At 70.3% G+C, this 13,963-nt stretch carries 14 protein-coding genes; 2 read left to right on the plus strand and 12 right to left on the minus strand.

What is annotated here, in order from left to right; translation table 11 throughout:
* Positions 1-24: 24 nt before the first annotated feature.
* The 6 genes from ABFX50_RS29110 to ABFX50_RS29135 form a co-directional block, all read right to left on the minus strand.
* Positions 25-558, minus strand: coding sequence for a peptidase inhibitor family I36 protein (locus ABFX50_RS29110; protein ID WP_346150662.1), 534 nt, complete (start codon positions 556-558; stop codon positions 25-27).
* Positions 559-788: 230 nt separating this feature from the next.
* A complete protein-coding gene (locus ABFX50_RS29115) occupies positions 789-1,733 on the minus strand; it encodes an alpha/beta fold hydrolase (RefSeq protein WP_346150664.1) in 945 nt (314 codons plus the stop codon).
* A gap of 895 nt (positions 1,734-2,628) precedes the next feature.
* Complete coding sequence (locus tag ABFX50_RS29120; RefSeq protein WP_346150666.1) at positions 2,629-2,889, minus strand: hypothetical protein; 261 nt, start codon at positions 2,887-2,889, stop codon at positions 2,629-2,631.
* Positions 2,890-3,086: 197 nt separating this feature from the next.
* Positions 3,087-3,239: a hypothetical protein gene (locus ABFX50_RS29125; RefSeq protein WP_346150667.1), complete on the minus strand. Its 153-nt coding sequence runs from the start codon at positions 3,237-3,239 to the stop codon at positions 3,087-3,089.
* 92 nt (positions 3,240-3,331) lie between these two features.
* A complete protein-coding gene (locus tag ABFX50_RS29130) occupies positions 3,332-4,567 on the minus strand; it encodes a class I SAM-dependent RNA methyltransferase (protein ID WP_346150669.1) in 1,236 nt (411 codons plus the stop codon).
* A gap of 9 nt (positions 4,568-4,576) precedes the next feature.
* The gene (locus ABFX50_RS29135; RefSeq protein WP_346150671.1) at positions 4,577-6,613 is read right to left on the minus strand and encodes an APC family permease; all 2,037 of its coding nucleotides are present in this window, start codon (positions 6,611-6,613) and stop codon (positions 4,577-4,579) included.
* 92 nt (positions 6,614-6,705) lie between these two features.
* Here ABFX50_RS29135 and ABFX50_RS29140 point away from each other — a divergent pair, with 92 nt between their 5' ends.
* Positions 6,706-7,371, plus strand: coding sequence for a potassium channel family protein (locus ABFX50_RS29140; RefSeq protein WP_346150673.1), 666 nt, complete (start codon positions 6,706-6,708; stop codon positions 7,369-7,371).
* Positions 7,371-8,030, plus strand: coding sequence for a potassium channel family protein (locus tag ABFX50_RS29145; protein ID WP_346119159.1), 660 nt, complete (start codon positions 7,371-7,373; stop codon positions 8,028-8,030). The genes ABFX50_RS29140 and ABFX50_RS29145 overlap by 1 nt, the downstream gene beginning before the upstream one ends.
* On the opposite strand, the gene ABFX50_RS29150 is transcribed toward ABFX50_RS29145, so the two are convergent.
* From ABFX50_RS29150 to ABFX50_RS29175, 6 genes are all read right to left on the minus strand, one after another.
* Entirely contained in the window at positions 8,027-10,129 is a 2,103-nt protein-coding gene (locus ABFX50_RS29150) for a serine/threonine-protein kinase (protein ID WP_346150675.1), read from the minus strand. The genes ABFX50_RS29145 and ABFX50_RS29150 overlap by 4 nt on opposite strands.
* 445 nt (positions 10,130-10,574) lie before the next feature.
* A complete protein-coding gene (locus ABFX50_RS29155) occupies positions 10,575-11,234 on the minus strand; it encodes a DUF3159 domain-containing protein (protein ID WP_312895497.1) in 660 nt (219 codons plus the stop codon).
* Positions 11,235-11,251: 17 nt separating this feature from the next.
* On the minus strand, positions 11,252-11,641 hold the full coding sequence (locus tag ABFX50_RS29160) for an OB-fold nucleic acid binding domain-containing protein (RefSeq protein WP_183646395.1): 390 nt from the start codon (positions 11,639-11,641) through the stop codon (positions 11,252-11,254).
* 27 nt (positions 11,642-11,668) lie between these two features.
* A complete protein-coding gene (locus tag ABFX50_RS29165; protein WP_346150678.1) occupies positions 11,669-12,322 on the minus strand; it encodes a DUF3710 domain-containing protein in 654 nt (217 codons plus the stop codon).
* Positions 12,323-12,336: 14 nt separating this feature from the next.
* Entirely contained in the window at positions 12,337-12,774 is a 438-nt protein-coding gene (gene dut, locus ABFX50_RS29170; protein ID WP_183646403.1) for a dUTP diphosphatase, read from the minus strand.
* Between the two features lie 46 nt (positions 12,775-12,820).
* Positions 12,821-13,948 carry an AI-2E family transporter gene (locus ABFX50_RS29175; RefSeq protein WP_346150680.1) on the minus strand — a complete coding sequence of 376 codons (1,128 nt, stop codon included), beginning with the start codon at positions 13,946-13,948 and terminating at the stop codon, positions 12,821-12,823.
* Positions 13,949-13,963 lie beyond the last annotated feature (15 nt).

Here is a 13,963-nt window from a genome sequence, read left to right on the forward strand (position 1 = left end):
GGTCCGCGGCGCGCGGTTCGGCTTCTACATGTTGATCCACTTGTGCGACTTGATGCAGAGGCTGCCGCGACCGGGGTCCTGCGACGGGTTGGTCCACGCCTCCTGCTCGCCGTTGTAGAGCCCCCAGTGCGCTCCGCCGCAGGTGACGAGGTGCACGTCGTCCAGGCTGCCCGCGTACCCGTTGTTCCACAGGGACTTCACCCTGCCGCTGAAGGAGCACGGCCGCCCGCCACCCGCCCAGTTGCCGTCGTCACCCGACCAGCTGCAGCGGCTGCCCCCGCCGCTCACCCCGCTGTAGGCGCACAGGCTGCCCTTGGGGCAGTCGCCGAACCAGTACCCGCCGCCGCTCCTGGCCGAGGCGGCGCTCTCCTCCGCTCCCGCGGGCGACGGCGACGCGGCAGGGGAAGGCGACGCCGACGTGGACGGCGCCGCGGACAGCGACGGCGACGGGGCGGGTGCGGGACTCGAAAGGGCCGGGTCGGCGCTGGCGACCCCGCCCGCACAGGCCGCCGCGAGAAGGACGGCCGCCCCGATGGAGGCCAGTCGCTTGATCGTCATCGTCTGCTCCCACTGTCTGTCGAAAGGTCAGTGGGGTGGACGCTAGTGTCGCCTCGTTGGCGCGATGTTGGGCGCGGGTTGGGCGGCGTCGCAGCCCGACAGGCGGTTCCGCGTCCGAGCGCGATCGCCTCCATTTCCTCGCCACGTGATCCTCGCGGACGGCCATGCGCCATGGGACCGGGGAGCCCGACAGGCTGGCAGGGCGACTTCGACCAGCGCCCGGGTCGGCGTCAGGCCGACACCGCCTCGGCGTAGGCGGCGGGGAGCTCCATCGGCATCAGGTGTCCCGCGCCCTCGAACACGCGCAGCCCCCAGTCAGGCCGGCGCTCGAGCAGGAAGTCGACCGTTGACCGCTCGATCAGCGGGTCCTGGTCTCCCCACAGCAGCAGCGTGCGCGCCCGCACCTGGTCGATCGCGTCGAGGACCGGGCGCCTGTCGACGTACATCGCCGAGACGACCGAGGCGAAGGCCACGACGGCGTCTGCCATCCTGCCCGGCTGGTCGCGCATCTCCTGACGTTCCTCCGTCTGGAGCGCGACCAGTTCGGGCGAGACGCGCGTCAGGTCGCCCCGTGCCAGGTCGAGTCCGCCACCTGGCGCGGTCACGGGGTCGCCCCTGCTCAGCTTGGCCTCCAGGAGCCGCCTGCCGTACAGGCGCAGCGTGCCGCGCAGGGCCGGGACGGCGGCCGCCAGCGTGAGCCGGCCCAGCGTCTGCCAGGCCAGCGCCTCGGACCTCGTGAGAGGACCGGGCAGCGTCGGGCTGGTGAGCACCAGCCGCTCCACGGCCCTGGCGCGCCGGGCGAACAGCAGGCTCACCAGCCCGCCCATGGACCAGCCGTGAACGGTCAGGCGCTCCAGTCCGAGCGTGCGGGTGAACGCCTGCAGGAACCTGGCGTTGACGTGCGCCGTCGCCGCGCGGGGATGCGGTGTCTCGGTATGGCCCGCGAACGTGCCCGGCAGGTCGGGAGCGATGACCGGCCCCTGCGCGGCCAGCAGCGGGATGACGTCCAGCCAGAAGGTCCCTGTGGCGCCCATCGGATGCACCAGCAGCTGGACGGGCTGGCCGGCCCGCCCCCTGGCGTGCAGGTAGTGGACGCTCGCGCCCTGGACGTCCACCGTCTCGCTGCGGATTGCGGCCCAGCGCGCCGAGCGCTCGCCCCAGTCGCCGTATCGCACGATGCGCCTCCAGGTCCTGGGTGCCTGCCTGCGATGCTAGACCTCGCGCTCAGACCTCCCGCATGACGACTACAAGCCGCCCACTCGTCATCCAAGGCCGCGTCCAGTCGTACACCGCCGTCGCTTCGACAACAGCCCCCGCCCTCCTCCTGGAGAGCGGGGGCGCCTTTGCTTTTTCAGGATTCAGGGCGACTTGGGACAAGCCATAGGAAGGATCCACTCACAATGGCATGCGACCAGAGGAACAATGGCTGATTTGGACCCGCCGGCCACCCCAGAGCGTTCGGTCTGTTCATCGAACGCCCTTGAAAGGTTGGGCTGCCAAGAGGGGCAGCCGTGCCCGCAGCCTGGCGGCACGGGCCGCTCAGAAAATTCGAGCACCCCGTGCCGCCGGACACAGGCGCTCCACTTACGGCCTCGCGAGCTTAGCTACCTAACCTTTTTCGGCTTCTTCGCCTTCTTCGGCTTCCTCGGCTTGGGCCCGAAGCGGTAGTCCGCCTGCAAGCGCACCGGGAACATAGTGAGGATGGACATGCCAACCTCCGATAACAAATGGGGTACTCCTTCAGGGGTACAATACCGGCTATCTTTGGCCATTCACCCCAAATTCATGTCAATCCGGTCATGGGGTCTTTGGCGAACATTTTGGCTGGGTGCGCGCGGCAAGTTTTTCATCCAATTGGGCCTATGCCAGGCTCCGTGGACGCAGGGGAACACGCGAACGCCCAGCTCAAGTGCTGGAAGATTCTTTCGTGCGCTGCGCGCTGCAGCCCCGGCGAGACCGGCACCAGCGGCGACCCGACAACTGTTCACAACGGCCAGCAGGTAGCAGCGCGAAGCCCCGCTCCTCCCTTCGGAGTGGGCGGGGCTGTTTCATGCTGTCCAAGGCCCCGGTTTACCGGTCCTTGTAATCGAACCACCACGAGCCGTTGTACATGTAACAGTCCGTGACCAGGTAATACCGCCTGAATTCCGTGCGTTCGCTGATGCAGCGGCTGTAGTCGCCGAACGGCCCTCTGGGCTGCCAGTACGGCGCCTGGATGGTGATCGGGTCGGTTGTCGCGGACGGGCTGGCGTGCGCCACTGTTCCCAGCGGCGCCAGGGTGGCGAGAGAGATCAGGGCGACCGTAGCGGCCCTCTTCACAGCATGGATCACGAGCACCCACCTTTAGGAAAGAGTGTTGTGTGTGCTCATCTTGAGAGTTCTGCAGTCGTCTTACTATCGCCATCCCTGCCAAAGATCGCCTGAATAGTGCCATCGCGCCACGATCATTCTCTTCGGAGGGTGGGGGCCTTCTTTGCATCGCCGGGTTTCTGGGACGATTCGGGCGGATCGAAGGATCACCTCACGCGTCACAGTGGCTGGTTGCGACGTGCCCGCAGACCAGGCAGCTGAGCGCCGGGATGGTAGTCGCCCGCCTCGATCGCGCCGAGTAGCTCGGCCGCGATCTCCTCGAAGGCGTACCCTCGGCGCTCATCCCACCCATCCCTTCTGATCGTGCGCATCTGGTGCGCAGAACATGGGCTGGGGCGGCGGTCATCCTCGGGTGTAGCCGTGCATCATGTGTTGCGTTCCCAATGGTCACAGCCTTGATCGCTCATCTGACCAGCAGGGCCACGCACTCCACGTGATGCGTCATCGGGAAGGCGTCGAAGGCGCGCAGGTCGGCCAGGTCGTAGCCGAGTTCGGCGAACCAGGCCAGGTCGCGGGCCAGCGTGGCGGGGTCGCAGGAGACGTACACCAGGCGGGAGGCCTCCAGCGAGGCGATGCGCGTGACCACCTCGCGTCCCAGGCCCGACCTGGGCGGGTCGACGACGACGAGGTCGGCGCGTTCGATCTCGAAGCGGTCGAGGGCGTCCTCCACCCGTCCGCGTTCGACCTGGGCCCACGGCAGGTCGCGCAGGTTCGCGCGGGCGTCCCGTACGGCAGCGGCCTCGTTCTCGACCCCGAACACCGCGCCGGAGGGGCCGACCGCCTCGGCGAGCCCGGCGGCGAAGAGGCCGACCCCGCAGTAGAGGTCGAGCGCCCACTCGCCCGGCTCAGGGGCGGCGTAGCTGAGCACCGCGTCGAGGAGGGTCTCGGCGGCCCCGGGGTGGACCTGCCAGAAGCCGCTGCCCGTCACCTGGAAGACCCTGTCGCCGACCTGCTCGTGCAGCATGCCGGAGCCGTGCCTCGGCTCGGAGCGGCCCTTGCCCTGGTTGACCAGGATGGAGGCGGGCGCCTCGAGCGGGGGCACCGCGACGGAGCTGCGCGGCTTGGGCGCGATGACGACGGCGTGCTCGCCACCGGAGGAGGCGATGACCTCGACGCCCATGGAGTTGCGCCAGGTGTGCGTCTCGACGCCGACCTCCTCCACGGAGGGGTGGGCGATCAGGCAGGCCTCGACGGGCTGGATGTCGTGGGAGCGGTGCTTGCGGAAGCCGAGCACGCCCTCGCGGGTGGCGGCGAACTGGACGCGGGTGCGCCAGCCGAGGCCGTCCTTCGCGCCGGGCACCTCTTCGACCAGCACGTCCCTGGTGATGCCCGCCAGCCTGCTGAGCTGCTCGGCCACCACGCTCGCCTTGAGGGCTCGCTGGGCCTCGAGGGTGGCGTGCTGCCAGTCGCAGCCGCCGCACAGGCCCGGCCCCGCGTAGGGACAGGGCGGGGTCACCCTGTCGGGTGAGGCTTCGAGGATCTCCACGGCGTCGGCGCGGAGGAAGCGGGTCGTCTCCTCGGTGATCTCGGCGACGACCCGCTCTCCTGGGAGCGCGTGCCGTACGAAGACGACACGTCCTTCGTGTCGCGCCACACACCAGCCACCGTGGGCCACGGGCCCTACCTCGAGTTCCACCACCTGCCCAGACTACTCGTCACGCCTGTCGGGCTCGACCTCGTGCCACGGACGGCGGACCGATCCCGCGGCGTACGGGTCGCGGCGGCCCCTCAGTCTGTCGGAGGAGTGCAGCTGCCACGGCACGCTGGTCACCATGACGCCCGGCTTGAACAAGAGCCTGGCCTTGAGCCGCAGCGCGCTCTGGTTGTGAAGCAGGTGCTCCCACCAGTGGCCGACGACGTACTCGGGGATGAAGACGGTGACCACGTCGCGCGGCGAGCGCCGGCGTAGGGCCTTGACGTAGTCGAGGATGGGCTGGGTGATCTCCCTGTACGGCGAGTCGAGCATCTTGAGCGGGACGGGGATCCCTCTGCGCTCCCACTCCTCCTGCAGCGTCCTGGCCTCCGACCCCTCGACGCCCACCGTGACGGCCTCGATCGTGGAGGGACGGGTGGCCCTGGCGTAGGCCAGCGCCCTCAGCGTCGGCTTGTGGATCTTGGAGACGAGCACGATCGCGTGGTTGCGGGCCGGCAGGATCGACTCGTCGATCCGCTCGTCGACCTCGAGCTCGGCGGCCACGTTGTCGTAGTGGCGGCGGATGCCCTTCATCATCAGGAACAGGATCGGCATCGCGATGCAGACGATCCACGCGCCGACCAGGAACTTGGTGAACAGCACGACCACCAGCACGACCGCGGTCATGACGGCGCCGAAGAAGTTGATGGCCCGCGAGCGGTGCATCTGGTGGCGCACCCTGAGGTCGGTCTCGGTCTTCAGGTGGCGGGTCCAGTGGATGACCATGCCGGTCTGGCTGAGGGTGAAGGAGACGAAGACGCCGACGATGTAGAGGTTCAGCAGACGGCTGACGTCGGCCTGGAAGCCCCACAGCAGCAGGCAGGCGCCCAGCGCCAGGATGACGATGCCGTTGGAGAAGGCCAGGCGGTCGCCGCGGGTGTGCAGCTGGCGGGGCAGGTAGCGGTCCTGGGCGAGGATCGAGCCGAGGACGGGGAAGCCGTTGAAGGCGGTGTTGGCGGCCAGGAACAGGATGAGCGCGGTGACGGCCGAGACGATGACGAACATCAGCGAGCCACTGCCGAAGACCGCGTCGGCGACCTGGGAGATGATCGGCTGCTGGTAGTAGTCGGGGCCGACCGGCGTGCCGTCGGGACGCAGCAGGTCGACGGCGACGTGCTGCGGCTCGGCCACCGTGACGCCCGAGGCGAGGCCGAGCCCGATGATGCCGGAGAACATCGTGACGGCGACCAGGCCCATCATGAGCAGGGTGGTGGCCGCGTTCTTGCTCTTGGGCTTGCGGAACGCGGGCACGCCGTTGCTGATCGCCTCGACGCCGGTCAGGGCCGCGCAGCCGGAGGAGAAGGCGCGCAGCACGAGGAAGGCGGCGGCGAAGGCGGTGAGGTTGGTCTGCTCGGCCACCACCTGGAATCCGGCCGTCGGCGCCCTGAGGTCGTCGCCGAGCACCAGCAGCCTGAATCCGCCCCAGGCGACGAGGCCGAGCACCGAGATCATGAAGGCGTAGGTCGGGATCGCGAAGGCGGCGCCGGACTCGCGCAGGCCGCGCAGGTTCACGATCGTCAGCAGCACCACGATGGCGATGGCGACGGCGGGCTTGTGCTGGGCCACGAACGGGACCGTGGCGCCCACGTAGTCGACACCGTTGGCGACGGAGACCGCCACGGTCAGCACGTAGTCGACCATCAGCGCGCTGGCCACGGTGAGCCCGGCGTTCTTGCCGAGGTTGACGGTGGCCACCTCGTAGTCGCCGCCGCCGCTGGGGTAGGCGTGCACGTTCTGCCGGTAGGAGGCGACGACGGTCAGCATCACGACCACGACGGCGATGGCCACCCACGGGCTGTAGCTGTAGAACGACACCCCCGCCAGCGACAGGATGACGAGGATCTCCTGGGGTGCGTAGGCCACGGAGGAGAGCGCGTCGCTGGCGAAGACCGGCAGAGCCACGCGCTTGGGCAGGAGCTGCTCATGGAGTTGCCCGCTGCGCAGCGCGCGTCCGACCAGGACACGCTTGACTAGATCCGTCACCTTCGCCACGTCTGACGATGCTAGTCCTCGTCACCCTCCCTGCCGACGCGGCACTCCACGTGCGCGCCATACTGAGGGGAAGGCACACCCGTGGGGAGCACATGCATATCGTGATCATGGGATGTGGTCGGGTGGGGTCCACCCTCGCCCACATCCTGGAGGACAACGGCCACTCAGTCGCGATCATCGACCGCGACCCGCAGGCGTTCAGGCGGCTGCGGGCGGGTTTCAGGGGACGCCGGGTCACCGGCGTCGGCTTCGACCGCGACGTGCTGCAGGAGGCCGGCATCGAGTCCGCGGCCGCCTACGTCGCCGTGAGCAGCGGCGACAACTCCAACATCATCTCCGCGCGCGTCGCGCGAGAGACCTTCGGCGTCGACAACGTCGTGGCCCGCATCTACGACTCCCGCCGCGCCGAGGTCTACCAGCGTCTCGGCATCCCGACCGTGGCCACCGTGCGCTGGACGGCCGACCAGATCCTGCGCCGCATCCTGCCGGAGGGCGCCGAGCCGCTGTGGCGCGACCCCACGGGCACCGTGGTGCTGGCCGAGGTCGCCACCAACCCGGCATGGATCGGCACCAAGGCCACCAAGCTAGAGGAGACCGTCGGCGCCAGGGTCGCCTTCATCAACCGCATGGGCGAGGCGCTGGTCACCAAGTCCGACACGGTGGTGCAGGAGGGCGACATCCTCCACGTCATCGCCGCCGAGAACGACATGGACCGGATCAACAAGGTGCTGGCCGCCGCACCGGAGGAGGACCACTGATGCGCATCGCCATCGCAGGCGCGGGCGCGGTCGGCCGCTCCATCGCCTCCGAGCTCCTGGAGAACGGCCACGAGATCCTGCTGATCGACATCGACCCCAAGGCCATCAAGATCGACGCGGTGCCGCGGGCCGAGTGGCTGCTTGCCGACGCCTGCGAGATCTCCTCCCTCGACGAGGCCGGGCTCAACAACTGCCACGTCGTGGTCGCCTCCACCGGTGACGACAAGGTCAACCTGGTGGTCTCGCTGCTGGCCAAGACCGAGTACGGCGTGCCGCGCGTGGTCGCCCGCATCAACCACCCCAACAACGAGTGGCTGTTCAACGAGTCGTGGGGCGTCGACGTCGCGGTCTCCACCCCTCGCCTGCTGTCGGCGCTGGTGGAGGAGGCGGTCAGCGTCGGTGACCTGGTCCGGCTGATGACCTTCCGCCAGGGCCAGGCCAACCTGGTCGAGCTCACCCTGCCCGAGGACGCGCCCGTCGTCGGCCAGCGCGCGGGCTCGGTGCCGTGGCCCGTCGACTCGGCGCTGGTGGCGATCCTGCGCGAGGGCAGGGTGCTGGTGCCCACGGCCGACGACCCGCTGGAGGCGGGCGACGAGCTGATGTTCGTCGCCAGCCAGGAGGTCGAGGACGAGCTGGCCCAGCTGCTGTCCCCCCACTAGCCCGGACGGCGGGCCGCCCACCACGCCCATGCGGTGTGCAGCGCCCAGCCGGCGGCCGTGAGCTCGGGCAGCGCCTCCAGCAGCCTGGTCGTGAGGGCGCTGCGCCCTGCCAGGTCGATCCAGAGGTGCGCCACCGTCAGGGCGGCCATGCAGGCCGTCGCCGCCGCTGCGACGGCCGCCGCCGCGCGGGAGCGCCGCCACGGCCGCGCCGAGGTCGTGGCGGCCCATGCGGCCAGCAGCGCGTAGGCCAGGCTCGTCGTCACGTGGGCGGTGGCGCCCGTCTGGTAGCCGCCCAGGTAGCCGGCGAAGGCCACGAACGGCAGCGCCCTGGTGAGGGTGGCGTTGACGCCGCCGTCCGGCAGCAGGTCGCGCGGGAGCACGGCGGCCAGCAGCGCGACAGCGGCGAACAGCACCAGCAGGGCGGTGCCGGGGGCGAGGAGGGTGAGCTCGGTCCCCATCCGCCTGGCCACCCTGGGCACGGCGTAGGCGAGCACTCCCAGCGTCGCCGACGTCACGGCGCCGAACCTGAGCCCCCTGGCCAACACCGCCGCCGCGCCTCCCGCCTCACGCGCCGGCCCGCGCTCCCCCGCCGACCGCGCCGGCGCCTCGCGCAGGACCTCCGCCCCGGCCGTCCCCGCCGGAGAGGCCGTCCCCGCCGGAGAGAGCGGGGGCACGGGACCGGGGAGCGGGTCCGCCGCCTCGGATCTCCCCGGCGACCGAGAGGCCGCCGAACCGGGCGTCTCTGGAGTGGACGTGGCCGGTGTCTCGGGCGCCCTCGGAGAGGACGCGGCGCCGTGCCCGCCCCGAGCGGCCGGAGCAGGCGCCCCTGGACCACCCGGCGAGAGTGCGTCCCGCGCGCCGGAAGAAGGTACGGGCAACCCGGGGGTGCCGGGAGCAGGCGGGGTGGGCGCTCCGGAAGCGTCTTGTGCACGCGAAGCAGGCGACCCAGAGGCGTCCTGAGCAAGCGGGACATGCGACCCGGGGGTGCCGGGAGCTGGCGGGGTGGGTGACTCGACACCGCCAGGAGACGGCGGGGTGGACCAGCCGGATGCAGTTGGAGCAGGCGGGGCGGGCGACCCGGGAGCGTCCTGGGCGGACGGGGCGGGGGAATCGGGGGTGTCCTGGGCGGGCGGGTCGGGGGCCGGCGAAGCGGGGCCGGGGTCCTGGGGCTGGGCTCTGAGGGGGTCGGTGGGAGGGTCGGGGTCGATCTGGTCCTGGCGTACGAGCAGCGCCAGCGCCCTCGATCCCTCCCGTCTGCGCGCCTCCTCGCCGTGCCGCCGCCCCGCCACCACCACCAGCGCCGCGCTCGCCGCCTCCAGCGTCAACCGCTCCTCGGGTGACCTGCGCATGAGCCCCTCCACCACGGGACGCAGCCGCATGCCACGGCGCATGGGGCGGGGTTCGCGCATCAGGATCGCCGCCATCACCGCGACAGGGCTGTCCATCGCGTACGGCGGCGCCCCCTCGACCGCCGTGTACAGCGTGGCGCCGAGCGCCCACAGGTCGGAGGCCTCGCCCGCCGGCTCCCCCTCGAGCCGCTCGGGCGCCATGTACGCGGGCGAGCCCATGAGCATTCCGGTCGCGGTGAGCGTCGGGGAGTTGGCCACGTGCGCGATGCCGAAGTCGGTCAGCACCACGCCCCCGTCGTCGAGGAGCAGCACGTTGGCGGGCTTCACGTCCCTGTGGGTGATGCCGGCGGCGTGAGCGGCCCTGAGCGCCCCGAGGAGCTTGACGCCGATGTCGGCGACCACGTACTCGGACAGCGGCCCCGACCGCTCCAGCACCTGGGCCAGCGACGAGGCCGGCAGCAGCTCCATCACGATCCACGGATGGCCCTCGTCCACCACCACGTCGTGGATGGTGATCACGTAGGGGTTGCGCAGCCTGGCGGTGGCTCTGGCCTCGCGCAGAACCCGTTCGAAGGCCCTTTCCCTGTCCTGCTCGCTCATCCAGCCGGGCACCAGCACCTGCTTGAGCGCCACGGGCCGGTCGAGCACCTGGTCGTGGGCGCGCCAGACCGCCCCCATCCCGCCCCTGCCCAGCTCCTCGGCCAGCAGATACCTGCCGCCGATCAGCCGGCTTTCGGAAGGATCACCCACAGCCAGCCCCTACCCCCACATCCACCCCGCTACATCCGCAATGTCCACCTTCGCACAGTCGTCGACGGGTCATGCGGAGCACGCGAGCGGTGTCGCCGGAGTCGGCCGACCGGTCTTCGAAGGGAGCGAGAGCGGCGGGCATTCCAGAGAGTCAAAGGGAGCGAGAGCGGGCGGGGCCCCAGGGAGTCGAAGGGAGCGAGAGCGGGCGCGGCCCCAGGGAGCCGAGGCGAGCGAGAGCGGGCGAGAAGCGCCAGACAGTCGAAGGGAGCTCGAGGCCCCGGCCGGTCACGGGAGGGATGTCCGCGACGCCGAGATCGAAGAACGCGCCCGGCATCCCCGGCGTAACGGCGGGTCACCGGCGCCGCTGGAGCGCCGTGAACGACAGAGGGCCACCGGTGACCCCGGTGGCCTCTCCCGTGCTGTGCCGTGAAGGATGAAGAAAGGATCAGGTGGCGGCGGCGGCGATGGGGGTGCGGCCGCGGCTGAGGAGCCAGGCCATGGCGGCGAGGCTGGCCACCTGCAGCGGCCACCCCATGAGCACCTTCGCGATGCCCAGGGCCGCGATCGCCTCGTCGCCCCCGCCGAACAGGTAGATCGGCAGCTGCACCGCCACCCGCACCACGCACGGCAGCATGAGCAGCCACGTCAGCTTCGTGCACAGCCGCACGATACCCGCGTCCTTGTGCCAGGCGGTCGGATCGCCGGTGACCGAGCCGATGAGGAAGCCCACGACCGGCCATCTGGACACGATGGAGACCAGCATCGCGGCGGCGTAGCCGGCGTTGTAGAGGATGCCGGGCAGGTAGACGTCGCGCGCGTCGCCGGTGCGCGAGGCGAAGAACCAGCCGATGCCGATGCCGATCAGGCTGTTGATCACGAACTGCGGCGTCGAACGCTGCACGAGACGCACCACCAGCAGCACCGCCGCCAGGGAGGCGCTGATGATGAGCGAGAGCTGCAACCGCTCGGTCACCAGCCACGACACGGTGAAGGCGATGGTGGGCACCGCCGCCTCGACGATGCCGCGGATGCCGCCGAGGGCCTTGGACAGCTGGGACCTGATGGCCGCCTCGACGGTCTCGTGCGCCGTAGCCTGCTCAGTCACGGATGGGTCGCTCCTTGTCAGGCGCTTGGGCGCAGTTCGTAACGCGGGTTGAACATCACCTTGCGCCCGTCTTGCATGCTGACCAGGCCCTCGGCTTTGACGATGCGGCCAGGCTCGATGCCCGCGATCTTGCGTCGGCCCAGCCAGACCAGGTCGATCACGTCGGAGCCGTCGTAGAGCTCGGCTTCGAGAGCGGGGGCGCCACCGCGTGGCCGCAACGTCACTGTGCGTAGCGTACCGGCCACACAGAAGCGGCGCCTGCCACCACAGGAGACGATGGGCGTGGCGCCCGCCTGATCGGCGTCCTCCCGCAGCTCTTCCGCCTCGAGTTCGGCCTGCGTGGATGCCAGCCTGCTGAAGAAGCCGCGCAATCCCCCACGTTTGTGGGGCTCTGCCGTACTAGTCATGATGACCCAGCTTATGCGATGAAAAGCTCAGCGGAGCTCGCTGATCTCGGGGCCTCTCCTGAACGGGTTGAGAGGGACGTTCTGCTCGGCGGTGGCCGCCGGACGCTCGCCGGGAATGCGCAGCAGGATCGGCTCCTCGGGCGCCATCGGGTCGTCGCCGCGCACGACGACGACGTCGCGGATGACGTCCTCGAGGGGCTGGGCGACGTCGGCGTCGAGGGCGGCCTTGCCGCTGATGACCGCCCGCAGGAACCAGCGCGGGCCGTCGACGCCGAGGTAGCGGACCGGCTGGGTGCCGCCCTCGCCGGGGATCTGCCCCGCGAGCTCGGGGCCGAAGGGGCCGTCCTTGCGCTCGACCGTGCCTCCCGCCTCCTTCACGCTGGCGGCCAGCTTGGTCCTGACCTCGTCCCACAGCCCGCCCCGCTTGGGGGCGGCGAAGGCGTGCAGTTGCAGGGCGCTGTCGTGGTGGATGACCACGACGCCGATCGGCTGGTCGCCCGCGACGGCGACCTGGACGTCGTAGTCGGGGCTCACGCTGATGCGCATACCGCCGAGGTCGACCCTGTCCCTGTCGGGATGGGGCTCGTCGGCGTCCCACGGGCCCGACTCGCGCGCCTCCTGCAGGGGAGCCGCTTCCGCGACAGCCTGCTCGGGCTGCTCACGCTTGCGACGTCGGAACACTGTCGATCACTCCCTCATCGTCCTGTGGATCCGAAACCGCCCGCGCCGCGTACGGAGCCCGGCAGCCGGTCCACCTCGTAGAAGGAGGCCCGTTCGACCCGCTGGATGACCAGCTGGGCGATCCGGTCGCCGCGGCGTAGCCGGAGGGCCTCCTTGGTGTCCGTGTTGAGCAGCGTCACCTTGATCTCGCCGCGGTAGCCGGCGTCGACCGTGCCCGGCGCGTTGACGATGGTGACGCCGTGCTTGACCGCCAGGCCCGACCTCGGGTGCACGAACGCGGCGTAGCCGTCGGGCAGCGCGATCGCGACGCCGGTGCCGACCATCGCCCGCTCGCCCGGCAGGAGCTCGACGTCCTCGGCGGCCACAAGATCGGCCCCCGCGTCGCCCGGGTGCGCGTAGCTGGGCACCGGCAGCTCGGGGTCGAGGCGGTGGATGAGCACCTCTACGGTCATGCGGTCTCCTCGCTCAACCCCAACGTACGCGTCATGGGGCACGAGACTACCCCTTGGGCTGCCCGGATTCGCTCTTGACGGGACCCTCCGGTGGTGTCGGCGGCGCCGGTGGCGGCAATGCTGGCGGTTCGTGCCGAAGCTCGGGTAGCGCCCGGTAGATCACCGCTGCGACCGGTACGGCCACGGCCGCCCCCGCGATGCCGCCCATGATGCCGCCGACCGCCAGGACGATGATGATCGCCAGCGGGTGGAAGTTGAGGGCCCTGCCGACGATCAGCGGCTGCAGCACATGGTTCTCCAGCTGCTGCTCGACGATGAGCACGGCCAGGAAGATCAGCGCCTTGATCGGGCTGGTGGTGCCGAGCACGACCAGCGTGGCCACGGTGCCCGCGAAGAAGATGCCGACGATCGGGATGAAGCTGGCCAGGAAGATGAGGATGGCCAGCGGCGCCCACAACGGCACGCCGAGCCCCGCCAGCACGATGCCCATGACCAGGCCGTGCACCGCCGCGACCGCCACGGTGCCCTGCACGTAGTGGGAGACCGTGAGCCAGGCGGCCCTTCCCGCCCTGTCGACCCTGCCCGACATGCCGCCGAAGCCCTTGAGGAACCAGGCCCAGATGCGGTCGCCGTCCTTGAGCATGAAGAACGTCACGAACAGCATGAGCACGATCGAGGCCAGTACCTCGATGGCGACCTGCCCCGCGGTCAGGACCGTGTTGGTGATCGCGGTCTGGGAGGTCTGCAACTGGTTGGTTATGGTATCGACCCAGTCGTCGAGCTGCTTGGTCTCGAGGTGGATGGGCCCCGTCACCAGCCAGTCGCGCAGCTCGTTGATCGACTTCTGGACCTGCTCGACCACGGTGGGGAACTCGTCGCTGGCCCTGGCCCCGATCAGCCAGCCCGCGCCCACGATGATGGCGAGGGCGACCAGCAGCGTGATCCAGGCGGCGTAGATGGGCCGCAGGCCGGCACCGCTCAGCCTGCTGGACAGCGGATAGAGCAGCGCGGTCAGCAGCAGCGCGACGGCCACGGGCAGCGCCACGAAGCTGAGCCGGGCCACGATGAGCGCGAAGATGTAGACGACCACGCCGACGACGATCAGGCACACGCTCCAGGCGGCCATCTTGGCCAGCACGGGCGGCACGAGCTTGGTGGGGCGGTCGGAAATCACGTGTTCAAGACTGGC

This window comes from Nonomuraea recticatena (genome assembly GCF_039533245.1).
GTDB lineage: Bacteria > Actinomycetota > Actinomycetes > Streptosporangiales > Streptosporangiaceae > Nonomuraea > Nonomuraea roseola.

Bases quoted from the DNA above. Each gene is read 5' to 3' on its own strand.
- ABFX50_RS29110 (WP_346150662.1), bottom strand. From the start codon at position 558: ATGACGATCAAGCGACTGGCCTCCATCGGGGCGGCCGTCCTTCTCGCG.
- ABFX50_RS29125 (WP_346150667.1), bottom strand. From the start codon at position 3,239: ATGCGCACGATCAGAAGGGATGGGTGGGATGAGCGCCGAGGGTACGCC.
- ABFX50_RS29145 (WP_346119159.1), top strand. From the start codon at position 7,371: ATGCGCATCGCCATCGCAGGCGCGGGCGCGGTCGGCCGCTCCATCGCC.
- dut (WP_183646403.1), bottom strand. From the start codon at position 12,774: ATGACCGTAGAGGTGCTCATCCACCGCCTCGACCCCGAGCTGCCGGTG.
- ABFX50_RS29160 (WP_183646395.1), bottom strand. From the start codon at position 11,641: ATGACTAGTACGGCAGAGCCCCACAAACGTGGGGGATTGCGCGGCTTC.
- ABFX50_RS29140 (WP_346150673.1), top strand. From the start codon at position 6,706: ATGCATATCGTGATCATGGGATGTGGTCGGGTGGGGTCCACCCTCGCC.